The organism is Puia sp. (assembly GCF_036500295.1).
Taxonomy (GTDB): Bacteria; Bacteroidota; Bacteroidia; order Chitinophagales; family Chitinophagaceae; genus Puia.
In genome coordinates, this window is record NZ_DASYCH010000057.1 from 36,745 (window position 1) to 62,638 (window position 25,894).

Sequence of the window (25,894 nt, forward strand, 5' to 3'; positions counted from 1 at the left end):
GCAAACAGGTCCGGGATGGGGGATGTTGCTAAAATTACAACAAAAACATCCGAATCGTCTGCCCTGAACCGCTTATTTTTTTCCAATAAGAGACTCGCCGATGAGCCCGTCCGCCGTAAAGAGTTTCACCCGTTGCATGGGATAGGCGCTGCAATAGAGGTAATGGACCGGGTCGTCGACCCATTTGGCCTTTATCAGCTTGTCGATGGGGGTGGGAATGGGCTTGTCTTTGTTAACAAGCTTTTCAAGATCGACAGGCTGGTTGCCGAATTGCCAGAAATGATGCTCCGAATCATGCTGATACCGGTTGGCAAAGAAATGAAAAAGCCGCATCAGCCATTCCTTTCTGCTCTCATCCGGGTGCTCGGAGATGGCCCGGAGGATCTGTTTGGCCGAATAACTCTTCAGGTCGCGTAAGACTTTTGGTAGATTCCCCTTCCCTTGCTCCACGTCCGCGATCATATGCAATTGGCTTGGGAGGATGGTATATTCGTATACCCGTAACCGTTTATTCTCGATGCAGTAGTTGAGATTATCAACTAACAGATCGCAGTATTCATATCGCGTGAATACATCGATTCCGCCGACTACGGTTAGGGTTACAAAATACAATCCCTTGGGCTGTATCTTGTACATTTCGGTCATGCGGAAAAGGTAGTGAACTTTTGTTAAAACCCATAACTGCGCCGGGTTTCCGCGAGTGCCAAGAAGGCATTTTTTACTTCACTGCAGTAAAACCCCTCCCATCTTTTCCCATCGGGAGAATCTTTCCATGCGGGAGATGTTTTCCGGGTTATTCAACGATCCTCAGCTTGGCAAAGTTGAGCATGATCTTCTTTTCTCCATTGTACTGGAACTTGACGGTTGCGATCGGATTGTGCGCACTGCCCTCCATCGCGACGACTTCCCCGAATCCGAATTTCTGATGCTCCACTTTTTGTCCAACCTGCAAACCCGATGTATCGCTTGCCACAAAATCGGGCGAAGGATTGTGCTCGATCGTCTTCATATACGGCTTGGGCGGGACATAGGATGGACGCTGGTCTTTTTTTGTGGGCGGAGGACCATACTTTTTTTCCGCCTGTGCGGCGTTACCGCCAAAGCCGCCGCCATGCATCCGGTCATATGCGGAACCCGAGGATCCGGCAAAACCCTGATTGCGGGCGCCGCCGCCGGCAAAACTGCGGTCTAAATATTCCGAAGGGATCTCTTCGATGAACCGGCTGGGTTCATTTTGAACCAGGTTGCCAAACCGGTACCGCGTGTTGGCATAGGTGATCCACAGTTTCTCCTTGGCCCGGGTGATCACCACATAGAACAATCTTCTCTCCTCTTCCAATTCCTCGCGCGTATTGATCGCCATGGCATTGGGGAACAACATCTCCTCCAACCCCGCCGCGAATACGCAGGTGAACTCCAGCCCCTTTGCCGCGTGGATGCTCATCAGCTTCACCGTGTCGGCATTGGGGTCCTTGTCGTCGGCATCCGTCAGCAGCGTAATTTGCTGCAAATAGTTGCCCAGTCCCTTTGTCTCGGCCTCCAGTACGCCATCGTCATCGGGCCTTTCGGTGAATTCCTTGATCGAGTTGAGCAATTCCTGCACGTTCTCATAGCGGGCGAGACCCTCGGTGGATTTGTCGTTGAACAGTTCCTTGACGAGATTGGTCTGTTTCCCTACGTGCGCGGCCACCTCATAAGCATTTTGCTTCTCGAGCATCGACGCAAAGCTCCTGATCATCAGCACAAAATTTTCAATCGCCTCGAGTGTGCCGGCCTTAAAGCCGTACTGCCCGGCCTTTTCCAGCACTTGCCAAAGGGAGATATTGTTCTCGTTGGCGGCGAGGACGGCTCTGTCGATCGACGTCTTGCCGATACCCCGCGTAGGATAATTGATGATGCGCTTGAGCGATTCTTCGTCACGTGAGTTGACGATGATGCGGAGATACGCGATAAAGTCCTTGACCTCTTTCCGCTGATAGAAGCTGACCCCGCCAAACATCGTATAGGGAATCGCCATCCGGCGCAGACTTTCTTCAAAGGCCCGGCTCTGGGCATTGGTCCGGTAAAGGATGGCAAAGTCGCGGTTGTTGTAATGATTGCGCAGCCGCTGCTCCTGAATGGAGTCGGCGACAAATTTCCCTTCGTCATTGTCGGTCATCATCCTAACCAGCCGGATCTTTTCCCCGGGCGCATTGTCCGTCCACAGGTTCTTGGGAATTTGTCCCTTGTTGTTTCGGATGACCTCGTTGGCCACATTGAGGATACTTTGCGTGCTGCGGTAGTTCTGCTCCAGCTTCACCACTTTAACATCGTCATAATCCTTCTGGAACTGAAGGATATTCTCGATGGTGGCGCCCCGGAAGCTATAGATGCTTTGAGCATCATCGCCAACGACACAGACATTCTCATGGGCGGCGCCAAGCAATTTGATGATCTCGTACTGCGCGGGATTGGTGTCCTGGTACTCATCGATCATGATGTATTTGAACTTGTGCTGAAACTTGTGCAGCGACTCGGGGAAGTTCTTCAGCAACTCATACATCTTGATCAGCAGATCGTCAAAATCCATGGCTCCGTTCTTAAAACACCGCTTCGCGTAGGCATCAAAGATCTGGGCGATGGCCGGACGGTTGCTGCGCATATCTTCCTGCTGGATCGCATAATCGTTGGCATATTCCACGGGCCCGACCAGGCTGTTCTTCGCCTGGGAAATGCGATTGTAAACCGTATTTGGCTTGTAATGCTTGTCGTCGAGATTCAACTCGTTGATCACGGTCTTCAGGACGCTTTTAGCATCATCCGTATCGTAAATGGTAAAATTCCGGGGGTAACCCAGCCGCTCCGCTTCTCCCCGGAGCACCCGGGCAAACACACTGTGAAAAGTTCCTATATATAAGTTGCGGGCTTCGCTGTTGCCGAGGATCCTTTCCACCCGTTCTTTCATCTCTTTTGCCGCCTTGTTCGTGAACGTCAGCGCGAGGATATTCCAGGCGGGTACGCCCTGGGCCAGCAGATGCGCAATACGGGTCGTCAGCACCTTGGTTTTACCGCTTCCGGCACCCGCAACGATCATGATCGGGCCATCCTTATGCAATACCGCTTCTTTCTGTGGATCGTTCAATCCGCTAATATAATCTGGCATGTCGCGAAGTTACTTAAATCCGTAGATTTACGTGATTATGTTACCCGAGGTTCTACCTTATCACCTGAGCGTACGCGACCACTTTAAAAAGCATTCTTCCGTTTGGGAGTTTTTTGCCGCTGCCCATACCCGGGAAGAACAGCTGGGTGCATTCCAAACAGAATTACTAAAGAATAAATCTCCATTGCGGCGGGAAACCGATCCCGGCGTTTATGAACAGATCGATCTTGTCCTTGACCGGTTGGGTCTTGGTCAACTCTCCGTCACCGCCTGGCAGGCGGCGGATGCCGACGAGTTCGAGTGGAACGCCGGTATCGTTTATCTTCACCAGGAAGCGCACCTCGTTTTTTGCGGTCCGATCCGGCAACAGTTGAACGACGCCGAAATGCTGGCCGTCATTGCTCATGAGCTTACTCACATCCGGCTGTACACGGCTCTCGACGGAGAACTGGAGGTGGTGGACCGCATCATCACGGCCATCGCAAATCACCCCGGCAGCGAACCGCCTTACGACGAGACCGCCAGGCTTTTCAAAATATATGCGGAGATCTATTGTGACCGCGGCGCCTATGCCGTGCTGGGCGATTCCGATCCCATCATCACCGGGTTATCGAAGATCGCAACGGGTCTCCCCGGGGAAAATGCGACCACCCCGACCCACCCCAAAAATTTTATCCGCGCCCGCGCGATCCGGCTCTGGCAGGATCAGGGCGCAGCGGCGGACCCCGACATCGCAAAGATGATCGAAGGCCCGGCCGATCTGCACCGGCTGGACGTCTTTTCGCAATCGGCGCTTCACACCCTCACCCGGGAGGTGTTACTCGAACTGCTGCAACCGGATTGGGTACGCACCGCCGGCGTGCTCGGATTGGCACAGCAATATTTTCCCGGTTTGTCCTGGCCCGGCAATTCCGATACCGGCGTCCGCGAACGGCTGATCACCGCGCTTGAAAACGCAGAGCCCGGTATCCACGAATATTTTTCCTATCTTCTGCTGGATCTCGCCCTGGCCGACCCATCTTTGGAAAACCAGCTGGCGGGGCAGGTGATCGCATTTGCCGAAGAAGTTCGCCTGGCTGCGGTCTTCGAACCGATCTGCAAAAAGGAAATGCAATTCGGGGAAAAGAAATGGCAGCAATACAAACAATCGGCGCTGGCCGCCTGGCACGATGTTCGATCCGTATAAACCTATAGAAAATCGATCGCATGGAACAAGGTCGCATTCCTTTTGCCCGCTTCTTAGCCACCGCCTTTGACAAAGGTGATTATTCGACGGACGATACTATCGCCTTCGCCCTGCCTCTTTTCCGGGAGGTCCTGAGCTTTCATGAAGCCGGACTGGTCGGCGCCTTTGAAAAGGAGGAAGCCCTCTTCGTCACCGAAGGCGTTCTGGACATCGACGAGACACTCGCCCATGCGCCGGCCTATGCCCTCTATCGCGTCGGGACGAAGGCTGCCTATCTGCCCGGCTACGGCTGTTTTGAGCAACATGCCGGCCACCATGATCCGCAAACCGATATCTTCTGTCTGGGCCTGATCCTGGCCGGTATGGCCATGGGTCTCGATCTTTACGATCAGGAAGACCTCCGCCAATTCGTTTCCGGGCGGACCAATCCCTCTTTGCACTATCCCCGCATCCACCCTACCCTTGGGCGGCTGATCACGGAGATGACCGAGCTGGACAGAAGCCTCAGATCACAGGACCTCTATGATGTGATCGCCCGCCTGGAACATTACCGGGACTATGACCCGGAAAAACAAACCGATCTGAGCCAGGTGGCCGGCTGGATCCACCAGGAAATAAAAGAACGGGAAGCCTTTATCCTGAACAGACTTCGAAACCGCCTTTTTGATGTGAGCCGCCGGAACCGGCTATTGTACTATAAGCCCAACGCAAGATTTGTCAACCTCACGGTCAGCAGCGTTCCGATCGTCCTGCACTACCAAAGCATCCGGCCCGAACTGCTCTTCACCTGGAGTCCGGAGCTTGCCGGAAAGATCACCGGTATGAAGGAGATCGTGCTGAACAAATACCTGCGCTTCGAAGATCACGGCTATCTGCCTGCGTCGCTGGATGCGGTGCGCGTGGAGTCCCAGCGGAATATCCAGGAATATGGATTCAGCCAGCTTCGGCTGGTCATTGCTTTTCTGAACTGGCATAACCTGAAAGAGAGCCCCGGCGAACGGATCCAAAGTCCGCTGCTGCTGGTGCCGGTAAGTCTGAAGAAAAACAAAAAAGTAAAAGAAGATCATTATGTGCTGAAGGTGCTGGACAATGCCGCCGAGGTAAACCCCGTGCTGGCCGGCCAGCTGAGAGAGTTGTACGGCATCCGGCTCCCCGACTGGGTCGACCTCGATGAAATGAGTCCGGAGAAGTTTTACGAGTCGGTGAAGGCCCAGATCGAAGAGGCAAACCAGGGAATCGTCCTTCGCCATATCGACAACCCGCGTATCCGGCAAATCCATAGCGAAGCCCGGCAGACCGTGACCAACTATCGCAAGAGGGTCCGCCCCCTGCCGGAGAATCGGTCCGGTGATCATCCGATGGATGACAGCCATCCCCTGGGCAACTATAACCCGCTCGGGTTGGAGCTGTTCCGCCGGTATATCGAGCCAAAGAGCGGCTTTCTCCAGCTCTTGACCGACACGGAGATCAAGGCCCGCGCCGGTCATCTCATGGACCTGCCCTTGCAGGAAAAAGAACTCTTTCCCCCGGCCGAAAGCGAAAACAACCCCTACAGCTGGGATTTCGATGTCTGCAATATGGTGTTGGGCAATTTCAACTACAAGAAGATGAGCCTGGTGCAGGACTATAATTGGGCCATCGACCGCCAGCTGCGGCATCATAACTTCGACGCACTTTTCAGCAACGCGCCCCGGGTCGTGCCGGAACTCTCCGCCGATGCGGGAAATGGGTCGGGCAACCGGCCCGACGACTGGTTTCATGTCGTCACCGCCGATCCCACGCAGACAAAGGCCATCCTCCAGAGCCGTGCGGGACACAGCTATATCATCCAGGGGCCGCCGGGAACCGGCAAAAGTCAGACGATCACCAACCTGATCGCCGATTTTGTCGCCCGGGGAATGAACATCCTCTTCGTCTGTGAAAAACGCGCCGCCCTCGACGTCGTCTACCACCGGTTAAAACAGGTAGGCCTTGAAGAGCTTTGCTGCTATATCCACGACAGCCAGGGTGACAAGCGGGACTTCATCCGGAATCTCAAAAGCACTTATGAGGATTTTGTCGGGCATCGCGTGGACCTCCCCGCACTGAAAACCCGGCGCGAATCGCTGCTGCAGGCGATGGACCGGAACATGGAGCTGATCCGCGAATTCAATGACCGCTCGCTCGAATCCGGAAAAGACACAGGCATCACCGGTAGAGAGTTGATCGAGAAGATCATCGGGCTCCGGCAGGACCTTGTCGACCTGGATCCCCGTCAGGAAGAACTGCTGCCTTCCTTAATGGAGTGGACCGCGGCCGCGGAGGTCGTAGCGGAGCTGGAAGCTGTGCTCGAAGAGACCGGCGCGGACACCGCCTTCTCTCTGCACCCTTTCAGCCGGGTGCAGGAAACCATCTTTCTCGCCGATAGCCCGCACCGCACCCTTGACGAAACCCTACGCCAGGCGCTGGAGTCGCTGGAAGAAATCGAAACCCTTGTGAATGCCTGCCGCCTGGAGCCCCGGCATTTGCAGGAGGCCGAACGGTTGAAGAACCTGGTACAGTTTGCCGTTCTCCTGTATCCGCTGGCGCTGACCGGTAATATGGCGCTGGCCGACCCTGACCGGCCGGAGTCGAAAGAATGGAAGCGGCAGCTCGAAGCCTACCGCCGGCAGCAGGACGCTTATCAGGCCGCGCAACAACAGAATATTCATTGGAAACAGAAGATCTCCGAAGCAGATCTCGGGGCTGCGCTGGCCCTGACGAACAAACAGGAAGGGGCCTTCTTCAGCCTGTTGAACGGTTCGTGGCGCAGGTTAAGGCACCGGCTGCAGGAGAGCTATGACTTCACCGCACACCCGGGCGTGAAGCCTTCCTATCATCAGATACTCGAAGCACTGCAGACCGAGTACGCGGCGGCTCACCAGCTTGAACAGGTGCGGCAACAATTGCAGCTGCGCTACCAGCTGGATCAGCATATCGATACGGCAGGTCTGAGCATCGACCTGCTGCAGGGCAGGAAGGGACACCCCGAGCTCGACTACCTGATGCAGCGGCCGGATGGCGCCGCCCTGGTCGTTTCCTTACAGGCCCTTCAGCAACCGATCAGCCGCCTGGAGACCCGGCTGACGCGATGTCTGCACGAGCTTCCCACCGGAAGTCTGGCCGAGACCCGCGACGAGCTGGTCAATATCCGGCTCAACGCCGACAGTCTGCGCGACTGGCTGCCTGCACTGCGGGCCTTTACCGGACTTCCCGGCAGCGTAAAGACCAGCCTCCGGCGCCTGCCGTTGCGAATGAAACAAACCGAAGCCGCTATCGCAAAACGCGCCCTTCACCAGCTGTACCAGGCTCACCGCAGCTTCGCCAATACCGATGCCCAGACGCTTGAAAAGGCTGTTTTGCAATTCGGGAACGGCTATATGCGGCTTCAGGAACTGAACGCGGAACTGATCCGCGCTTTTGTCCGGCAACGTTTCCTGCAACAGCTGGACCTCGCGGGAAAACCGGCCGGCCAGTTGAACGAAGAACAAAAGAAGTTTAAAAAGACCTTCACGGAAGGCCGGAAGATCCTGGAGAATGAGTTTGGAAAGACCATGCGCTATAAAAGCATCCGGGAGCTCTCGGAAAAAGAAAGCGGCGGGGTTTTAAAGGCCATAAAGCCGGTATGGCTGATGAGTCCTTATAGTGTCAGCGACAGTCTGCCCATGGACGATTCCCATTTCGACGTAGTCATCTTCGACGAAGCCAGTCAGATCACGCTGGAAGAGGGCGTGCCGGCGTTATACCGGGCCCGGCAGACGATTATCGTGGGGGATGAGAAGCAGATGCCGCCGACGGATTTCTTTAGCGCCGGATCGAAATCCCTTGACCCGGACGATCTCGACAAAAGCGCGGATGGCGATGAGGACTGGTTGGCGGACGATGCCGACAGCCTGCTGGCGCAGGGCGCCCGTAAACTGGAAAGCACCCTGCTGAGCTGGCACTATCGCAGCCACTACGAAACGCTTATCAGCTTTAGCAATCATGCGTTCTATGAAGGGGCGCTGCTGACCATTCCCGACCGGACGATCCATCCTGCCGAAAAACCGGCTATCCGCATCGAATCACCGGCCGATGCCGCCGAACAGGTGAACAGCCTTTTCGACCGGAGCATCAGCTATCACCTGCTGACGAACAGCACCTATGAAAAACGCAGCAACCCGGCCGAAGCCGACTATATCGCCCGGCTGATCCGGGAGTTGTTGCGGCGCAAGACACCCGAAAGCATTGGAATCGTCGCATTCAGCCAGGAACAGCAGCACCACATCGAAGGGGCTCTCGACAGGCTGGCGGGCGAAGATGCCGAATTCGAACAACTGCTGGAAGAAGCGTATAACCGAACCGAGAACGATCAATATGCCGGCCTGATCATCAAAAACCTGGAAAATATCCAGGGCGACGAACGGGACATCATTATTATGAGTGTTTGTTATGGTCCCGACAGCCGGCATCGGATGCTGATGAATTTTGGTCCCATCAACAAGAAGGGCGGAGAAAAGCGGCTGAATGTTCTGTTCAGCCGTGCCCGTAAACATATGGCGGTGGTCAGCAGCATCCGGTATGATCAGATCACCAATGAATACAACGAAGGCGCCAATTACCTGCGTCGCTTTCTACAGTATGCGGAAGGGGTCAGCACCGGGAAGATGGCAATGGCAAGAACGATCCTCGATAGCCTGGTTCCCAACAAGACCGGCGAAGAGGCGCGGATCGCCCCAACGGTCATCCGGCGTCAGCTGAAAGACCAGATCACCGCCCTCGGCTATACCGTAGCCGGGCCGATCGGCCAGTCGGACTTCAAATGCAGCCTCGCCGTGAAACGGCATGCGGAGGATGAGGAATATGCATTGGCACTGTTGATCGATGATGAGGGGCATTACCGCAACGAGAACCTGATCGAACAATATTATCAGCGGCCCGCCATCCTGCGGAGTTTCGGCTGGAAGGTGCTTCCCGTCTACGCAAAGGACTGGCTGCACCAGCCGCAAAAAGTGATGGATCAGATCATAAAAGCCCTGAAGGAAGAGACGCCGCGACCCACGGTCGAACCCACAACAGAGACCCCGGCCCCGCTGCTGCCGCTGACGCCGGAGGCGAATACCCCGGGCCCCTATGATCATCTTTCCTTTCGCAGATTGGTGTCGGCGGATGGTAATTCCAGTCTCTTCTGGGAAGCGGCAACGGACGTCAATAAGCTGATCGTCCGGTGGGGGAAAACAGATACCCGCGGCCAGACAAAGCTAAAGACCTTCGCCGACGAACAATCCGCGCGAACGGAACTGGAGAGACAGGAAAAGGAACAGCTGGAAAAAGGGTTCCGGCCGGCTTAGGAGCCACGCTGCGAACCGCCTGTAAGCCGGGTATTGCTCTTCACCCCTTTGCTGTTGGCCTTTCCTTTTGGAGCAGGAAAGCCAGGGATATTGCTCTTGGGACCGGCCAATTGTTTGCCGTCTTTCTTTTTCTTATTGTTGGGGATGAGTGCCATATATATTGAATTTTTTCTGATTGTTAATAAGCAGGTATGAAGTTACTCAATATTAACGGAATTTTACCCGAGAAAGTCTATCCGATATGGCAAAAGAACTCTACTTAGATATCAGCACCGAGGACAGCGGCGGCAGTCTCTACCGGGTCATCGACGGGAAGGGTGAGGCGGCCTTTCTTTATAATCACAGCCAGATCGATCCCCTCACCGATGAGGTCACGGTCTTCGACACCTGGTATGTCAGCTTCGACGCGTTTTGGAAGAACCTGACGACAGACCCGAAATGGTATTACTGGCATCCGTTGTTTGTGCACCCCGAGCAACGGGAATTCGTTCGGGAACAATTAACGCGAGTGAACTGGGCGGTGCATCCTGACAGGAAATGGCAGGAGAGCCATCAACGGCAGTGGAAAAAGGTGCTAGCCGATCCCGAAGGCTATTATCGCTCCTGACCCGCACGCGAGGTCTCTGGCGCGAGGTCCTTTGCGCCAGGCCTCAGGCTACGTAAAACTCTTCGCCATACACATCGATCAGCGGCTGGCCCATTCCCGGCTCTTTAGGCCTTTAACGCCTTGGGTGCTGTCGCCGGTTTCCGCATCCAGCGGGAGAGTTCGGTTCGGTCATCGGAAAGCAGGGTCATGACTCCGTTACGAAGCCGGTAGTGCGTGGCGCTTTTCAGGCTCTTCATAAAAGCCGGTTCGTTATACCCCGGGCAGGCTATCTTTGTCGTGATGATCTTGTCGCTGAAGGAGAGGCTGCTGTCCTTGCCGCTGTACCAAAACTGACCCCGCATCGTGTTGCAACCCGTATTCCCCGTAAATCGTGATTTGTTGAGGTCCAGCTGAAGGATTGGCGTCTTGCCGGAAGCCGTGTCGGCGGCCAGCACCGGCTGAAGAAACCAGCTGCCTCCCAGGGTCGTGGAATCGGGCGGCCCCTTTGTAACGGCGGCAGCGGGCACAACGGAATCGCCTTTGTGCGCAGACGGGCCGCTTGCAGGTGACTGGCAGGCCAGGAAGGCCAGACTGACGGTGACAGCGATGAGTTTCATATTATAGTGTTTGTAGATACTATGGAAAAATTATGCCTACTTTACAATCATGGTTAAGGACAGCCTTTTACTGATCGTCTCGCTCCTTTTAATTGTCTCCATGCTGGCCATGCTCAGCCAAAAGCTGCGTATCCCCTATCCGATCTTCCTGGTGATCGCGGGACTGCTGATCAGCCTGGTCCCGGGTATTCCGAAGATCCAGCTGGACCCCGACATCATCTTTATCATCTTCCTGCCGCCGCTTCTTTTTTCCGCTGCCTGGTCCACCTCCTGGCATGACTTCTGGAAGTTTCGACGGCCGATCGGGTTATTGGGCATCGGGTTGGTGTTTTGTACGGCCTTTGCCGTGGCCTATTTCAGTCACTCTCTGATCCCGGAGTTCTCCCTGGCACTGGGGTTCCTGTTGGGGGGTATCATCTCTCCCCCCGATGCGGTGGCCGCCACCAGCGTATTCCAGAACCTGAAGGTCCCCAAAAGAGTGGTCGACATCCTGGAAGGCGAGAGTCTCGTCAATGACGCCTCCAGCCTTATCGTTTTTCGCTTTGCGATGGCCGCGGTCCTGACGGGGAAATTCGTGTTCTGGCGGGCGGGTCTGGATTTCCTGCTGGTGGTGGTCATGGGCATCCTGATCGGGCTGGTCATCGGGCAAATCGCCTATGCCATCTATCGCTGGCTGCCCACCACTTCGAGTATCGACACCGCTATTTCCCTGATCTGTCCCTACCTGATGTATATCGTCGCGGAACATTTTCATTATTCCGGCGTATTGGCCGTCGTCAGCGGCGGACTTTTTCTCAGCTACCGGAGTCCCGATATCTTCAGCTATGAATCCCGGCTACAGAATCAAAGCGTCTGGAACGTCATTGTGTTCCTTCTCAACGGCGTGGTGTTCATCCTCATCGGGCTGCAGCTGCCGAGTATAGTGCAGGGCTTAGGCGAATACAGCCTGGGCTCAGCCATCGGTTATGGTGTCCTCATCAGCCTGCTGACGATCGTGGTACGGCTGCTCTGGGTCTACCCCGGGGCGTTTTGTCCGCGGATGTTCAGCAAGCGGATCAGGCTGCGGGAGCCCAACCCGGGCTGGCGCCCGATATTTGTGATCGGCTGGGCGGGAATGCGGGGTGTCGTCTCCCTGGCATCGGCATTGGCCATTCCCATCACCCTGCCCGGCGGTGCGGCGTTTCCCCATCGCGACATGATCCTCTTTATCACTTTTTGCGTCATCCTGTCGACGCTTGTGCTGCAGGGATTGAGCCTGCCGATAATCATCCGGTGGCTAAAGGTGGAAACAAAAGAGAACACGGAAGAAGAACGGCTCTCGATCCGGCTTCGGATGGCCAACGCGATCGTCGATCATATCAATACCCACTATCCGAATGAAGCCGGCTCCATCGAAGCATTCACACGGCTGAAGAGCCGGTACGAACGGATGGCGGCTATCACCAGCAGCCGGCTGAAACATGAGGAAGAGGAGATGGGAAAGACTGCGCGGTTCCTGCCGCAATACCGGAAGTTGTTGATCGAACTGGTGGATATCCAGCGGCAGGAACTTGCCCGGATGCGCCGGCAAAATGAGTATTCAGAAGAGGTGTTGCGGAACAAGGAAACTGAACTCGACCTCGAAGAGGCGCGTTACCGTCGCTAGGGTCTCAGCTGCTGCAGGATGACCCGGTAGAGCTCTTCGGGATTAAAGGGTTTTACGATGACGCCGTTGAGCCCGGCGGCAAAGGCTTCGCTCTCCACTTCTTTTGGCATGCTGGCCGTCAACGCGATGATGGGAAGGGTTTCCCCGCGTTGCCGCAGAAGGGTCGTCGCCTCATAGCCATCCATTACGGGCATATGAAGATCCATCAGGATCAGCTGATGACGGCTCGAATCGAGCCGTTCAACCGCCTCCACGCCATTGGTCGCGACATCCACCGTAGCTCCATTATTCTCCAGCATGGTCTGCGCAACAAGCACATTCAGCGGATTGTCTTCCACCAGCAAGAGGGAAATATCGCGCAGCGGAAGTTCGTGACCCCCGATGGCCCGATCCGTCCTGCCGTCTATTTTAACCTCGTCGCTGAGCGGGAAGGTCTGGGTGTAAAAAAAGCAGGATCCTTTTCCCGGTTCGCTTTTCACCCGCAGTTCGACCCCCTGTAATTCCAGGATCCGTTTTGAGATGGCCAGACCAAGACCGGTGCCGCCATAGCTGCGGGAGGTGGAAGAGTCCGCCTGGGTAAACCGGTCGAAGATCATTTGTTGTTTTTCGGGCGAGATGCCGATGCCGGTATCCTCGACGCTGACGGTAACGGTCATGGCCTCTCCTGTCGCCTCCTGAACGAGGAGGGATACCCGCACCGAACCGTCCTTTGTGAACTTGATCGCGTTGTGGACAAGATTGTTGATCACCTGGCTTGTCCGGGTCGGGTCGCCGATGAGCATGCCGTCGAGCCGGTCGTCGACGTCAAGCAACAGGCTGATCCCTTTTTCACCCGCGGCAGTTTGCAGTCCCGCCACGATGTTTCGGGCGATGGCCGGCAGGTCGAGCGGGATCTGCTCGATGCTGATCTTGCCTTCTTCGATCTTATTATAATCGAGAATATTATTGACGATGCTCAGCAGGTTATTGGCCGAGAACATCAAGACATCCAGATCGCTTTCCTGATCGGGTCGCGGATCGTTGCGAAGCAGGAGATGCGTCATCCCGATAACGGCGTTCAGCGGCGTCCGGATCTCATGGGACATAGTGGAAAGGAATTCCGATTTTGCCCGGAGGCCTTGCTGCGCCTGATCGGCCGCCTGGCGAAAATTGTGGGCAAACCGATGGGACAGCGCCAGGGATTGCAGGAAGAAAAAAGAGAGATAGCAAATGAAAAGCACCAGGCGCAGATCGGGGATAAAGCCAAAATAATGCAGGTTGGTCAGCAGGAAGATGAGCAGCATGATGGCCGTGCTCAGCAGCGCGAAGAGCGAGCCGCTGCGGTGGTTGCGGGCAGCGCGGAGATAGACATACTCCGCATAGGCGATGAATGCGAACATGATCCCGAGGAAGAAGATGAGAAACCGGGTGAAGATGATCGTAGGCGTTAGAAGGACGGCCGCCGAAAAACAGAGACAAAACCCGACCATCAACTTCATCACGACGGGATGGGCATCCTGTGGATAGAGGTTCCGGGTGTAGACGGAAAACAGGGCAATGCCCAACGACAGGGTCAGGTACTCGATGCGAACGGTGATAAACCAATCCAGATGCGTGAACAGTGAATGGAGGGAGTAGTTATTCGTTCCTACCATCCGGTAGCTGAAGACGATGCAGAACAGCGAAAAGTAAAGGATCGTTTTGTCTTTGCGTCCAAAAGCATACAGCCCCAGGAAAAAGAGTCCGCCCATCAACATACAGCCCGTCAGCGCAAAATCATAGGCGGCATCCTGGTTCTTCTTCAAAAACAGCTCGTCTTTATCACCGATGAGGATATCCTTGAAGGGGCCGCCGCGCGCATGCCAGAAATTGGCCACCTGCATTACGAGGACAAGGGTATCCGATTCTCCGGGCGCCAGGGCGACGGTCCGGCTTACCCAAAAAGGGGTGCCATTTTCCCGTGTTGTCGCCGGTTGGCCATTCTGCGCTACGACAACCCCGTTCGCAAAAAGCTTGTAGGCGCTGTAAACATGGTGGATCTCAAGGCCGATCCTGGGTCTTTTGGCGGGTAGAAGGACGGTCAGCCGGTAGGTAGCATATCCCTGGGAAGGGACGGGCTGGCCATGAAGCCGGAGGTCCTTCCACAGGACCGGGAAGGGAACATAGTCGGGAGCGGCGGCGGAAAGGCTGTCGGGAGTCAGGAGCCGGTTCCAGTAGAATGCCCATTCTCCACTGATCTTCAATTCGTTGTCAAACAGATCGGCATTCCGCAGATCGATGATGCCTTTCTTGGCGACAGGCTCCTGGGCGAAGCCGGAAAGACTCAAAAGACCGCAAATAAGCAGAACCGGTACGACGACTATTCTCCGCAAACCTTTCATACAAGGCGAAAACGAAAAAAAAGCGGCCGTCTTGTCAGACGGCCGCTTTTTTATTTTATGGAAGTCCTTATTTCTTTTCGAGGAGCTTGAAGAACTGATCCAGTTGCGGCAGGATCACGATACGGGTGCGGCGGTTAGCGGCGCGACCTTCTTCCGTGTCATTGGCGGCAACAGGTACATATTCGCCACGGCCGGCAGCAGTGATATGGGCCGGATCGAGGCCATATTGTTTCTGCAGGATGCGAACGACGGAGGTAGCGCGTTTCACGCTAAGATCCCAGTTGTCCAGCATATAGGGCGGGCGGGAGTAGTTCTTGTTGTCGGTATGACCTTCGACCATGAACTCGATGTCGGGCTGAGCCTTCAGGACGGTAGCGACCTTGCCGAGAACGGTCTTGGCGGCATCGGTGACTTCATAACGGCCGCTCTTGAACAGCAGCTTGTCGGAGATATCGATATAGATGACCCCCTTGTCGACCTTGATGTTGATGTCCTTGTCATCCATGTTGCCGATCGCGCCTTTCAGGTTCATCACGAGGGCCATGTTGAGGGAGTCTTTGTGAGCCAGTTCGGCCTGGAGGTTCTGGATATAAGAATCCTTTGCGCCGATATTATCCAAAGATTATTTGATGCTTTCCGCCTGAGAGTTGGAGATAACAGAAAGATCTTGCAGTTGCTTGAGGGTTACGTCGTGGTTTTGTTTCAGGAAGTCGATCTGTTTGTTGAGGGCATCGAGCTGATTCTGCAGGGCGGTACGCTTGTTGGCGTCGTCGGCAGTCAGGTCGTTACAGTTCTTCAGGTCGCCGGCTAATTTGGCGTTGGCAGCGGTTAAGGAGTCGATCTTTGCCTGCGCAGCCTTAAATTTCTTCGAGCTGACGCATGAGAACATAAACACAGAAAAGGCAGTAAAAAGCAAAGTTTGTTTAAGCTTCATCATAGTAATATCTTTTTTTTAAAAAATAATTATCCCCTTCTGTGCATGCCGTGCGTGTTACTGCTGCCATCAGAGAAGAATAATGGTGTCAAAGATAACCCAACAAACTAATAAAAGATAATCTGTTGTAGCAAAAAATAGGCGAATTTGATGCCAAATTCACCGGTTGTGATCCCCATATTTTCAAAGTGGCCCGCGCAATGGGACAAAACAGGGGGGCTATTGGCTCCCGGGAGCTATCGTTTTGCCGCTGAAAGCCCTTTGCTGAAAGCCTTTGCTAAAAGGCCTTATAGCAAAGTCTGAGCCCGGGCGTTACATTTTTAAAGATGTTGCTAAAATAGATACAAGGCTGTAAGACGATGCGATTCCCGCGGAATTTGATCTCGCCGGCCGTCAGCCGCCAGCTGTCCCTTTCGAAATAATCCCCGCTCCGCCGGATAAAGTAGCCGAGGGAGATATTCGTATTGAGTCCGACGGGTGCCAGCGGGTCTTTTAAAGTCCCGGCGACGTCGAAGGCATAGTGGAAGACGAGCAGGTCGTTGCGATAGGTCCGCAACCGGCCCCGGCTGTCGGCGCCAAAGAGGAACAGGGGCTCCCAGTAGAGCCCGAATTGATTTACGTAGTCCTTTCGGCGGAGCCCGATCGTTACGCCGAGGTCGACCGACGGCGTCAGATAGTTTTTGTAGTTCTGCAAACCGACGATGGCATCGAGCTCCAGATAGTCATGGGTGTGGCTGTCGGAATAGATGGAATCGTCCTTGAGGGTAATGGAGGGGTCCTGCCTGAGATAAGCCGGCTTGCCTGGACGGGGGTTCCAGTCTCCAGCCCAGGTGTTGTTCTTTTTGATGCCCATCTCCTGCATTTTTGTATTGAGTCCCGTGGCGATCCAGTTTTCCAGATCGCTATACCGGTTGAGGATGACGGTAAGCCGGTTGAACCGGTTCTTTCTTTCCGCCAGCATAATATATACGGTATCCTGACGCAGCCGGAGAAGGCTGGGGTCGTTCTCGCCAAGCAGGAAGGTGGTTCCCGGCGACCGGGTCTCCCGGATCCGGACCATTTTATGACCCGCGGTATCGACGCGATAGTCGACGCGTTTGCCGGACAGCGGGTCGGAAAGCGAGTCTTTGAACGGCTTCATGTCACTCAAAAAAACGAGGAGCAGGGAATCGATGTTCTGGAAACGGCTGAGCTGGGAACCGTCCACCAGCTCCACCTCGAGGTAGTTGCCCTTGCTAAGATCGATATGAAAGGCTTTTTCAATGGAGTAGTGCGGGAGATCGAAAAACTGATCATCCGCGGTCCGCACCGGGTTATTGCGTTGGGCACAGAGGGATGCTGCCAGGCTCAGCGAAGCGCCGAGCAGGGCGACCGTTTTTAAGAACATGTCTAGCGATTTTGGGTGGTAAGATTTAGTTTCAGCCGGCTTTCATCCTCCCGGGAGGACGACGTACTTTCTCCGGGACCGGTATTCCCCAATCCCAGGCCGATGCGCAGAAGCGAAGGCTGCCGGTTGGCGGCCATTTGATGCGGCCGGGGTCCGCCGGGGTCCAGTTCGTTCCAATCGACCACCTTCCACTGTTTTTTGGGCGCCGGCTTTGACGGCCGGGCGGTTACCGGCGGCGGCGCGACGCTCGCCGGCTGCGCCGTGATGGTCGCCGGTTGCAGTGTGATGGTCGCCAGCTGCCCGGGTGCGATGGTCGCCGGTTGCCCGGGTGTGGTGGGCGCCGGGGCGGCCGCGGGTCTTGTCCGGGGCTTTAGCATTTTAGCCGGGGGCAGGGGGGCAGGCCCTTGCCGCGTCGGCAACACGCCCGGGGTTGCTTGCATCGGCGCCGGGCGCATCTTTTCCGCCACCGGCCGGTCTTTTCCGCCGGTAGTCCGGTCCTGGAACAACCGGGCGGCGGGGATCAGCAGGATCAGGATACAGGCGGCGACGGCCCGATAGCCGAAGAGCGGCCGGGGCGGCTTCTCGCCCAACCGCTCGAACAGCTTATCCCAGGCGGCATCCTTGTCGGTGAGCCCCTGTTCAGGGAGCGCTTCCGGCTGCGCAAGCTTATGTCGCCAGGCGGCAAAGGCATCGGGTGTCCGTTCACTGGGAATTTCGTTGGACTCGTTTGACATAGTTTATCCCCTTTTGCAATAGCATTTTTTGTAACAGTACCCGGGCCTTGCTGAGCTGCGACTTCGACGTCCCCTCGGCGATACCCAGGACCTTTGCGATCTCCCGGTGCTCCATCCCCTCGATCACGTGGAGGTTGAATACGGTCCGGTAGCCTACCGGCAGCTGGACGATCAGGTCGAAGATCTCCGCGGCCGAGAGATCGGCCAGCGGTTCCACCGGCGTGGAAACCTCGTCCGCCGTCATCTCCGGGACCACCAGAAAAGCATGGCGGCGGCGAAGGAACATCAGACATTCATTGACCATGATGCGCTTGATCCAGGCATGCAACGCCGCCTCCCCCTGATACCGGAATTCCTTCAAATGTGAAAAGAACTTATAAAAACCGTCCAGCAGCACCTCCTCCGCGTCCTGCCGGCTTTTCAGATACCTGCAGCAAAGCGCCATCATCGGATCGGCCAAATGATCGAAAAGCGCCTTCTGCGCTGCCGCGTTCCCGCTTCGGGCGTCCTGTATCTGTTCGGGTATGTTCATCCGGTCTACTCCTAAATGCAGTTTACGAACAATGCGTTGCCCGGGAAAATTTTAATTTTTGCCCCGGAGCCAAAAATATTAGTGAAAAAATACTAAGTTTGTTAGTGTGTATAATTAATTTATCCTAGCTTTGCTGAATCAATACATTTGGGGGAACTAAAAAAATAACGATTATGTCAAACACAGAGAAGCTCAAGGCTTTAAAGTTGACGATGGACAAGATAGACAAGGATTTCGGGAAGGGAAGTGTGATGATGATGAACGAAAAAAGCCAGGACCCCATGGAGGTCATATCCACCGGTTCAATCGGTCTGGATATCGCCCTTGGTGTCGGAGGTCTGCCGAAGGGAAGAGTAGTGGAGATCTATGGCCCCGAATCTTCTGGTAAGACGACCGTCGCCACTCATATCATCGCAGAAGCCCAGAAAAAGGGCGGCATGTGTGCGATCATCGACGCAGAACATGCTTTCGACAGCGCCTATGCTCAAAAGCTGGGCGTCGATATAGATAACCTGCTCATCTCTCAGCCGGACTACGGCGAGCAGGCGCTCGAGATCGCCGACCGCCTCATCCTCTCCGGCGCACTCGACGTTGTGGTCATCGACTCCGTCGCTGCGCTTGTCCCCAAGGGTGAGCTCGAAGGCGAAATGGGCGACAGCAAAATGGGTTTGCAGGCGCGCCTCATGTCACAGGCACTCAGAAAGCTGACGGCTACCATCAGCAAAACAAATACCATCTGTATCTTCATCAACCAGCTTCGCGAAAAGATCGGTGTCATGTTCGGCAACCCCGAAACAACCACCGGTGGTAACGCCCTTAAATTCTACGCCTCCGTCCGCCTCGACATCCGGCGCATGGCGCAGATAAAGGACGGCGATGAAGCAGTCGGCAACCGGGTAAAAGTAAAAGTGGTGAAGAACAAGGTTGCTCCGCCCTTCCGCGCCGCTGAATTCGACATCGTCTTTGGCGAAGGCATCTCAAAAATGGGCGAGATCGTCGACATGGGGGTGGAACTGGGTATCGTACAAAAAAGTGGTAGCTGGTTCAGCTACGGAACCGACAAACTCGGCCAGGGCCGCGATACCGTAAAACAACTGCTGCATGATAATCCCGAACTGGCGACCGAGATCGAGAAAAAGATCCGGGAAAAAGTAAAGGAAATGCAAGCCAGCTAATACAGCTGCCGGAAGTTTTTATTTAAATTGGTTTAGTAAGTATACGGGCTCCGATCTCCATCGGGGCCCTCTTTATTTTGGCGGCCTTTTGCTGCGCCGGGGAAGCGCCCGGAAGATTGAGCGCAAGGCGTGCGTATAAGTACGTATGGCTCAATCTACTATGGCTAAAAATAAAAAAGGGGTCTGAATAGAAATTCAACCCCGTTTTAAAATCCAATATCCTATGAAAAACCAAGATAAAGGTATAGGAATAAAATCAAATCTGCAATACCATTTTCAGGTAATATTTTTTTTAAGGCTATTTTAATTCTTAACCAATTGCTCGGAAATCGCTCTATTGCTTTCTTTATCAGTTACTCGGAGAATATAGACCCCTTGCTCCAGGGCGCCCACGTTAATCACCTGTATTCCAGGTTGTAACCGTTTACTTATTCGGATATTGCCGGAAGCGTCAAGGATTTGGAGGTCCAGACTGTGCTCTGTTCGCACGATAAAAACCTTGTCGACCGGATTGGGGTAGAATTTGAAATCGACATCTGTGGAGAGACTTAGTTGCATCGTCTTTGAATAGAAGGCAGAATCCTTGCGGCCCGAATATTTGACGCGGTAGAAATTGGCGCCGTTGGGCGGCGCCTGGTCCGTCAGCTCATAATGCCCCCCTGTACCCGTGGACCGTAACGCGCCGATGGTCTCAAAATGATTAGTATCCTGTCCTCGTTCTACGATGAAGTAATCTCCCTCCAGCGCACTGTCGGCATCCCATTGCAACCAAACCGACCGGCCCGTCTCCTTCAACGCAGCAGTGAAATTTATAACCGGCCCATGTTGCGCCTGGCAGGTGCAGCAAAGAACAATAGCCATCAACGAGAGACAGGTTCTTTTTTTCATTGCCGTTGGATCAGTAAGTAATCAACAACCGAGGGCGGAGAGCGTAACAAATTCCATGCCTGATGATTAAAACGATTCGCGGCCATCAAAATTTTTTGTGAGTTGTTATAGTATTCTTAAAGAAGGTATCTTCAATGCACGATCAAAACTGCTTCGTATATGCAAATCCCCGTGAGGAAAATGACCGGCACCAAACGCATCGCGCTTGTGGCCCACGATAACAAGAAAAGCGAACTCATCGAATGGGCCGTCTATAACAAAAAGGCCTTGAGCAAACATCAGCTCTTCGGCACCGGCACGACGGGCAGTCTCGTAGAAACAGCCCTCGGCCAGCCCGTCAGCAAATTCCTCAGCGGCCCGCTCGGCGGCGACCAGCAGATCGGATCGCGGATCGCGGAAGGAAAGCTCGACGTCCTGATCTTCTTCTGGGACCCCATGGAAGCTCAGCCGCACGACCCGGATATAAAGGCCCTTCTCCGTCTCGCCGTGACCTGGAACATCCCCTTCGCGTGCGACCGCGCCACCGCCGACTTCATGCTCACCTCACCCCTGATGTTCGCCGACTATGAGGTCATCATTCCCGACTATACCCAATACACCCGGCGTCTTGACAAGCCCGATAACTCCAATCTATCACCCAAACAATAACTATAAACACACATGAGAAAACAATTTCTTGCCGGCACCCTCCTGCTGGCGTCCACGCTTGCCCAGTCCCAGTCCCGCAGCCTCTCGGGATTCAACGAAGCCGAAGCCAAACAGGAAATCCAGCTGGAGTCGAGCTTCGACGGTTATCTCCGCGCCGCCAACGTCGACAGCGGCATCCGTATCATGTCCTCCCGCCCCCATCATGTCGGCTCACCCGGGGACAAAGCGGTCGTCGACTATATCTATAATAAGTTCAAAAGCTGGGGCTATGATGTCCAGACAGAGACCTTCTCCGTACTCTTCCCAACGCCGAAAGAACGGCTGTTGGAGATGACCGCGCCCAGCCATTTCAAAGCCACGCTTTCCGAACCCGCGTTAAAGGAAGACCGCACCTCGGGTCAGACCAGCGAGCAACTACCTACGTATAACTGTTGGTCGCCGGACGGGGATGTCACCGCCGAACTGGTGTTTGTCAATTATGGGATTCCCGACGACTACGATCGCCTCGAAAGAATGGGTATCTCCGTAAAAGGAAAGATCGTCATCGCAAAATATGGTCGTTCCTGGCGCGGCATCAAGCCAAAAGTGGCCCAGGAACACGGCGCCATCGGCTGCCTGATCTACTCCGACCCCAAAGACGACGGTTACTATGATGGTGAGGTCTATCCAAAAGGCGCCTTTAAGAGCGAATACGGCGTACAACGCGGTTCCATCATGGACATGCCGATCTATCCAGGCGACCCGCTCACTCCGGGCGTAGGTGCAACAAAAGATGCCAAGCGCCTCGATCGCAAGGACGCGGCCGTCCTGCTCAAAATACCCGTCCTTCCCATCAGCTATCATGACGCCGAACCCCTGCTGCGGGCGCTGGATGGACCCGTTGCACCGGAAGACTGGCGCGGCGCCCTGCCGTTTACCTATCATGTAGGTGCCGGCAAGACCCAGGTTCATCTCAAAGTGGCTTTCAACTGGGATATGAAACCGGTTACCGACGTCATCGCCAAAATGCCCGGCAGCGTATGGCCCGATGAATGGGTGATCCGCGGCAACCACCACGACGCCTGGGTAAATGGCGCGGGCGACCCCATCAGCGGCCAATCCGCGATGCTGGAAGAAGCCCGCGGACTGGCCGAACTGCGCAAGACCGGCTGGAAACCGAAGCGGACCATCGTCTATTGCGCCTGGGACGGGGAAGAACCCGGCCTCATCGGTTCGACCGAATGGGCCGAGACCCATGCGACCGAGCTCCAGCAAAAAGCCGTGGTCTATATCAATTCCGATGGCAATAGCCGCGGCTATCTGGGGGCCGAAGGCTCCCATGGCCTCGAACCCTTTGTCAACGAAGTGGCCCGCGACGTCATCGACCCCGAGACGGGTCTCTCCGTCATCGATCGTCGCCACGCCCGCGATCTCGTAAACGCCGCGGAGTCGGGTCGCCTGAAAAAAGAACTTTTCCAGAAGAAAACGATCAGCATCGGCGCAATGGGCTCGGGTTCCGACTACTCGTCCTTTCTCCAGCACCTGGGCATCCCCTGCCTCGACTTCGGTTATGGCGGGGAATCGGCCGGCGGGGAATACCATTCCATCTACGATAGCTATGACGATTACCGCCGCTTTAAGGATCCCAGCTTCCAATATGGCGTAGCCCTGGCTAAAACAGCCGGTCGTTCGACGTTGCGCATGGCGGACGCCAACCTCCTCCCCTTCGATTTTCGCGTATTGTACAATACCATTAACGGCTATGCCACCGATCTGATGACCCAGACCGACCAGCTCCGCGAGACGACGACCCTAACCAATCAGCTGATAAAAGACCACGACTACGCCAATGCCACGGATACGGCCAGGCACCTACTGGCGCCCGTCAGCAAGACCGAGGTTCCCTTCCTGGATTTCTCCCCGCTTCAAAACGCGCTCAACATGGTCGGGCAAGCGACAAAACACCTCGCCGATACCCTGGCAAAATCAAAGCTGAGCGATGCCCGGTTACAAGCCGTCAACGAGGCGCTCTATCGCGCGGAACAACAATTGCTATCTGATAACGGGCTTCCCCGCCGTCCCTGGTACCGGCATTCCATCTACGCCCCCGGCTTTTATACCGGCTACGGAGTAAAGACCCTGCCAGGCATCCGGGAAGCGATCGAGCAACGCAACTTTGCCGAAGCCCAGCAGCAGATCGCGATCGACGCTGCCGTGCTGAAGAAGTTCGCCGTTTATTTAAACGGCATCTTCCTGAAAGAATAGCCTTGACAAAACCTCTACGATATCTGATCCGAATAGCAGGCTCCTTTGTGGGCCTGCTATTGCTTGTATGGCTGGGCCTCATCGGCTACGCGCTTCTCAACAAAGCAGCGTTACTGGAAAAAGCAAGGGTCGCCCTGCAGGACCGGATTGGCGGCGATGTCCGCATCGGCAAGCTGGACCTTGCCTTCTTTCGGCATTTCCCCAACATTACCGCCCGGCTTTCGGATGTCTCGCTGCGCGACAGCGCCTGGGCCCAACATCATCACGATCTGTTAAAGGTGACCGATGCCTATATCTCCTGCAACCTGTTCAAAAGCCTCCTCAGCCGCCGGGTACAGCTGGGGGAAATGGATCTTGAACATGGCCAGATCTATTTCTATACCGACAGCACCGGTTACTCCAACACCTATATGCTGCGCAACCAAAAACCCGGCAAGGAGGACAAGAACGACAAGCCCGCCGATCCGCCCGACATCGGGCTCACCGATATTCGCTGGGTAATGGAGCGGCAGGATAAGCACAAGATCTTCGATCTCGATATCCGTAAGCTGCATTGCAGTATCAAAAGAGACAACCGCCTTCTCCGGCTTCACGTCAACACCGGCATGGTCGTCAACAGCTTTACCTTCAACACAGAAAAGGGCAGCTTTATAAAAGAAAAAGAACTGTCGGGAGATTTTGCGGTGGACTATAACACGGCCAGCAAGATCATCCAGTTCAGCGAGGCAAGGGTGGCTATCGACGGACACCCTTTTGTCTTTAGCGGCCGGTTCTTCCCCACCGTCATTCCCGACCCTTTCCTTCTGAAGATAGAAACGGACAATATCGCTTACCGGCAGGCGACGGCCCTGCTGACGCCAAACATCCAGCAGAAACTGGACATCTACGATATCGACAAACCGGTAAGTATCCACGCCCAGCTGGACGCGGGCTCCGCGGAGGATCGAACTCCACAGATCCAGGTACGGATCAATCTGGACAACGGCAGCCTACTGACCCCCGCGGGTCGCTTTACGGACGTGTCCTTTAAAGGCAGCTTCACCAATGAATGGCAGCGGGGTCAAAAACGCGAGGACGAGAATTCCGCCCTGCGCTTCCTCAACTTTTCCGGCCGCCTGCAGGAGCTTCCGCTGCACGCCGACACCATCACGATCACCAATCTAAAATACCCGCGGGTGGCCTGCGACCTGCATTCCCGGTTCCCCCTCGACCGGCTGAACGATCTCACCGGAAGCCAGACCCTGCGATTTATGGGCGGTACCGGTAACATGAACCTTTATTACAAGGGCCCGCTTTCCGAGAACGATACCGCGGGAACCGTCGTCAACGGCTTGCTCGACCTCGATTCCGCCGCACTGACCTATCTGCCCTACTCTTTTCGCCTGACCAACGGAAAAGGCCGGCTGCTTTTCAAAGACCAGGACCTGCTCATTGAACAGTTGAATATCCGCGCCGGCAACACGCCAGTTCTTGTAAAAGGGGTGGCGAAGAATCTTGTCGCCCTCCTGGACCGGAACGCGGAAAATGTCGGCATGGACTTCAACCTCACCGCGCCGCATCTTGACCTGGAAGATTGGACGGCCCTCGTGGGCAGGGCGGCACCGGGCAGCACCGCCCGAAATAAAAACAGTCCGTTTGCCGCGAGCTTCTCCCGCATCGACCGGCTGCTCAAAGAGGGCGCGATCCATGTGGGGATAGAGGCGGGTGACCTGCGGTACAGGAAGTTCTCCGGGGCACATGCCAACGCCGATCTGGTATTTGACGACCACGAGATAAAACTCAACCGGCTCACCATCCAACAGGGTGCCGGTTCCATCGACCTGAGAGCGCGGCTTAGCCGCAACGGCGGCGGCGACCACAACTTCGTCACACTCGAATCCCATCTCAACCGGGTCGATCTGCCAAAGCTCTTCGCCGCCTTCAACGACTTCGGCCAGGACGCCGTTACCGGCAAAAACCTGAAAGGCCTTCTTTCGGCCGATATCCGGCTCGACGGCGCAATGACCGAAAAAGCAAAGATGGTTGCCAATAGCCTGAAAGGAACGGTGGATTTTGCTATCGAAGGCGGCCAGCTGGTGGACTTTGAGCCGATCGAAAAAATAAAGTCGACCGTGCTGAAGAAAAAAGACCTCTCCGCGATCCGTTTCGCCGATCTGAAAAATCATTTCGACCTGGACTCCACCACCCTGACCTTTCAGCGGATGGAAATTCGCTCCACCGCTTTTATCCTCTATGCCGAGGGTCTCTATGATCTAAAGACCGGACCCGATATGAGTCTTCAGATCCCGCTCAGCAATCTCTCCAAAAATGAGAACCAGAACATCCCCCCGGATAGCAGGGGCAACGACAGCAAGGCCGGCGTGAGCGTCCGGCTGCGCGCCCGAAGAGGTGATGACGGGAAATTGAAGATCACCTGGGACCCATTTAAAAAAGCGCTTAAAAAAGCAAAACATCGGGCGGCCCGGTGA

The 25,894-nt window shown here is 55.1% G+C and carries 19 protein-coding genes; 8 read left to right on the forward strand and 11 right to left on the reverse strand.

The window, feature by feature from the left end:
- Positions 1–72 precede the first annotated feature (72 nt).
- Together VGM48_RS11630 and VGM48_RS11635 are read right to left on the reverse strand one after the other, a co-directional pair.
- Complete coding sequence (locus tag VGM48_RS11630; RefSeq protein WP_331579214.1) at positions 73–645, reverse strand: hypothetical protein; 573 nt, start codon at positions 643–645, stop codon at positions 73–75.
- Positions 646–793: 148 nt separating this feature from the next.
- A complete protein-coding gene (locus VGM48_RS11635; protein WP_331579216.1) occupies positions 794–3,142 on the reverse strand; it encodes an ATP-dependent helicase in 2,349 nt (782 codons plus the stop codon).
- 37 nt (positions 3,143–3,179) lie between these two features.
- Between VGM48_RS11635 and VGM48_RS11640 the strand changes: the two genes are divergently transcribed.
- Both VGM48_RS11640 and VGM48_RS11645 read left to right on the forward strand, forming a co-directional pair.
- A complete protein-coding gene (locus tag VGM48_RS11640) occupies positions 3,180–4,328 on the forward strand; it encodes a peptidase M48 (protein ID WP_331579218.1) in 1,149 nt (382 codons plus the stop codon).
- A 20-nt stretch (positions 4,329–4,348) separates the two neighbouring features.
- Complete coding sequence (locus VGM48_RS11645; RefSeq protein ID WP_331579220.1) at positions 4,349–9,676, forward strand: AAA domain-containing protein; 5,328 nt, start codon at positions 4,349–4,351, stop codon at positions 9,674–9,676.
- Here VGM48_RS11645 and VGM48_RS11650 read toward each other — a convergent pair.
- Positions 9,673–9,831: a hypothetical protein gene (locus VGM48_RS11650; protein WP_325590382.1), complete on the reverse strand. Its 159-nt coding sequence runs from the start codon at positions 9,829–9,831 to the stop codon at positions 9,673–9,675. The two genes, VGM48_RS11645 and VGM48_RS11650, sit on opposite strands and share 4 nt — an antisense overlap.
- 86 nt (positions 9,832–9,917) lie before the next feature.
- On the opposite strand from VGM48_RS11650, the gene VGM48_RS11655 reads away from it, so the two are divergent.
- A complete protein-coding gene (locus VGM48_RS11655; protein WP_331579225.1) occupies positions 9,918–10,283 on the forward strand; it encodes a hypothetical protein in 366 nt (121 codons plus the stop codon).
- Positions 10,284–10,387: 104 nt separating this feature from the next.
- Here the strand turns inward: VGM48_RS11655 and VGM48_RS11660 are convergent, their stop codons facing one another.
- Positions 10,388–10,879: an META domain-containing protein gene (locus tag VGM48_RS11660; protein ID WP_331579227.1), complete on the reverse strand. Its 492-nt coding sequence runs from the start codon at positions 10,877–10,879 to the stop codon at positions 10,388–10,390.
- A 49-nt stretch (positions 10,880–10,928) separates the two neighbouring features.
- Here VGM48_RS11660 and VGM48_RS11665 point away from each other — a divergent pair, with 49 nt between their 5' ends.
- Positions 10,929–12,524: a Na+/H+ antiporter gene (locus tag VGM48_RS11665; RefSeq protein WP_331579229.1), complete on the forward strand. Its 1,596-nt coding sequence runs from the start codon at positions 10,929–10,931 to the stop codon at positions 12,522–12,524.
- Here VGM48_RS11665 and VGM48_RS11670 read toward each other — a convergent pair.
- The 6 genes from VGM48_RS11670 to VGM48_RS11695 all read right to left on the reverse strand — a co-directional run bounded on the left by VGM48_RS11670 (position 12,521) and on the right by VGM48_RS11695 (position 18,471).
- Positions 12,521–14,884, reverse strand: coding sequence for an ATP-binding protein (locus VGM48_RS11670; protein ID WP_331579231.1), 2,364 nt, complete (start codon positions 14,882–14,884; stop codon positions 12,521–12,523). The genes VGM48_RS11665 and VGM48_RS11670 overlap by 4 nt on opposite strands.
- Before the next feature lie 67 nt (positions 14,885–14,951).
- Positions 14,952–15,503: an OmpA family protein gene (locus VGM48_RS11675; protein WP_331579233.1), complete on the reverse strand. Its 552-nt coding sequence runs from the start codon at positions 15,501–15,503 to the stop codon at positions 14,952–14,954.
- 3 nt (positions 15,504–15,506) lie between these two features.
- Positions 15,507–15,773 (reverse strand): hypothetical protein, encoded by a 267-nt coding sequence (locus tag VGM48_RS11680; protein ID WP_331579235.1) that lies wholly within the window; start codon positions 15,771–15,773, stop codon positions 15,507–15,509.
- A gap of 322 nt (positions 15,774–16,095) precedes the next feature.
- The gene (locus VGM48_RS11685; RefSeq protein WP_331579237.1) at positions 16,096–17,205 is read right to left on the reverse strand and encodes a hypothetical protein; all 1,110 of its coding nucleotides are present in this window, start codon (positions 17,203–17,205) and stop codon (positions 16,096–16,098) included.
- Positions 17,206–17,207: 2 nt separating this feature from the next.
- On the reverse strand, positions 17,208–17,939 hold the full coding sequence (locus VGM48_RS11690; protein WP_331579239.1) for a hypothetical protein: 732 nt from the start codon (positions 17,937–17,939) through the stop codon (positions 17,208–17,210).
- Entirely contained in the window at positions 17,908–18,471 is a 564-nt protein-coding gene (locus tag VGM48_RS11695) for a sigma-70 family RNA polymerase sigma factor (protein ID WP_331579241.1), read from the reverse strand. Before VGM48_RS11695 ends, VGM48_RS11690 begins: the two co-directional genes overlap by 32 nt.
- A gap of 173 nt (positions 18,472–18,644) precedes the next feature.
- Between VGM48_RS11695 and recA the strand changes: the two genes are divergently transcribed.
- Positions 18,645–19,646: a recombinase RecA gene (recA, locus tag VGM48_RS11700; protein ID WP_331579242.1), complete on the forward strand. Its 1,002-nt coding sequence runs from the start codon at positions 18,645–18,647 to the stop codon at positions 19,644–19,646.
- Positions 19,647–19,949: 303 nt separating this feature from the next.
- Here the strand turns inward: recA and VGM48_RS11705 are convergent, their stop codons facing one another.
- Complete coding sequence (locus VGM48_RS11705; protein ID WP_331579244.1) at positions 19,950–20,534, reverse strand: T9SS type A sorting domain-containing protein; 585 nt, start codon at positions 20,532–20,534, stop codon at positions 19,950–19,952.
- A 159-nt stretch (positions 20,535–20,693) separates the two neighbouring features.
- On the opposite strand from VGM48_RS11705, the gene VGM48_RS11710 reads away from it, so the two are divergent.
- Genes VGM48_RS11710 through VGM48_RS11720 form a run of 3 tightly spaced genes read left to right on the forward strand, consistent with a single transcriptional unit; the run spans position 20,694 to position 25,894 of the window.
- Positions 20,694–21,182 carry a methylglyoxal synthase gene (locus tag VGM48_RS11710; RefSeq protein ID WP_331579246.1) on the forward strand — a complete coding sequence of 163 codons (489 nt, stop codon included), beginning with the start codon at positions 20,694–20,696 and terminating at the stop codon, positions 21,180–21,182.
- Between the two features lie 12 nt (positions 21,183–21,194).
- Positions 21,195–23,426, forward strand: coding sequence for a transferrin receptor-like dimerization domain-containing protein (locus VGM48_RS11715; protein WP_331579248.1), 2,232 nt, complete (start codon positions 21,195–21,197; stop codon positions 23,424–23,426).
- A gap of 2 nt (positions 23,427–23,428) precedes the next feature.
- Positions 23,429–25,894, forward strand: a complete 2,466-nt coding sequence (locus VGM48_RS11720; RefSeq protein WP_331579250.1) for an AsmA-like C-terminal region-containing protein — start codon at positions 23,429–23,431, stop codon at positions 25,892–25,894.

What these genes read in the sequence shown, in the direction of transcription:
- VGM48_RS11695 (WP_331579241.1), bottom strand. Translation starts at nt 18,471, where the DNA reads ATGAACATACCCGAACAGATACAGGACGCCCGAAGCGGGAACGCGGCA.
- VGM48_RS11710 (WP_331579246.1), top strand. Translation starts at nt 20,694, where the DNA reads ATGCAAATCCCCGTGAGGAAAATGACCGGCACCAAACGCATCGCGCTT.
- VGM48_RS11690 (WP_331579239.1), bottom strand. Translation starts at nt 17,939, where the DNA reads ATGTCAAACGAGTCCAACGAAATTCCCAGTGAACGGACACCCGATGCC.
- VGM48_RS11630 (WP_331579214.1), bottom strand. Translation starts at nt 645, where the DNA reads ATGACCGAAATGTACAAGATACAGCCCAAGGGATTGTATTTTGTAACC.
- recA (WP_331579242.1), top strand. Translation starts at nt 18,645, where the DNA reads ATGTCAAACACAGAGAAGCTCAAGGCTTTAAAGTTGACGATGGACAAG.
- VGM48_RS11685 (WP_331579237.1), bottom strand. Translation starts at nt 17,205, where the DNA reads ATGTTCTTAAAAACGGTCGCCCTGCTCGGCGCTTCGCTGAGCCTGGCA.
- VGM48_RS11655 (WP_331579225.1), top strand. Translation starts at nt 9,918, where the DNA reads ATGGCAAAAGAACTCTACTTAGATATCAGCACCGAGGACAGCGGCGGC.
- VGM48_RS11705 (WP_331579244.1), bottom strand. Translation starts at nt 20,534, where the DNA reads ATGAAAAAAAGAACCTGTCTCTCGTTGATGGCTATTGTTCTTTGCTGC.
- VGM48_RS11670 (WP_331579231.1), bottom strand. Translation starts at nt 14,884, where the DNA reads ATGAAAGGTTTGCGGAGAATAGTCGTCGTACCGGTTCTGCTTATTTGC.
- VGM48_RS11660 (WP_331579227.1), bottom strand. Translation starts at nt 10,879, where the DNA reads ATGAAACTCATCGCTGTCACCGTCAGTCTGGCCTTCCTGGCCTGCCAG.
- VGM48_RS11665 (WP_331579229.1), top strand. Translation starts at nt 10,929, where the DNA reads ATGGTTAAGGACAGCCTTTTACTGATCGTCTCGCTCCTTTTAATTGTC.
- VGM48_RS11680 (WP_331579235.1), bottom strand. Translation starts at nt 15,773, where the DNA reads ATGTTCTCATGCGTCAGCTCGAAGAAATTTAAGGCTGCGCAGGCAAAG.
- VGM48_RS11650 (WP_325590382.1), bottom strand. Translation starts at nt 9,831, where the DNA reads ATGGCACTCATCCCCAACAATAAGAAAAAGAAAGACGGCAAACAATTG.
- VGM48_RS11645 (WP_331579220.1), top strand. Translation starts at nt 4,349, where the DNA reads ATGGAACAAGGTCGCATTCCTTTTGCCCGCTTCTTAGCCACCGCCTTT.
- VGM48_RS11635 (WP_331579216.1), bottom strand. Translation starts at nt 3,142, where the DNA reads ATGCCAGATTATATTAGCGGATTGAACGATCCACAGAAAGAAGCGGTA.
- VGM48_RS11715 (WP_331579248.1), top strand. Translation starts at nt 21,195, where the DNA reads ATGAGAAAACAATTTCTTGCCGGCACCCTCCTGCTGGCGTCCACGCTT.
- VGM48_RS11640 (WP_331579218.1), top strand. Translation starts at nt 3,180, where the DNA reads ATGTTACCCGAGGTTCTACCTTATCACCTGAGCGTACGCGACCACTTT.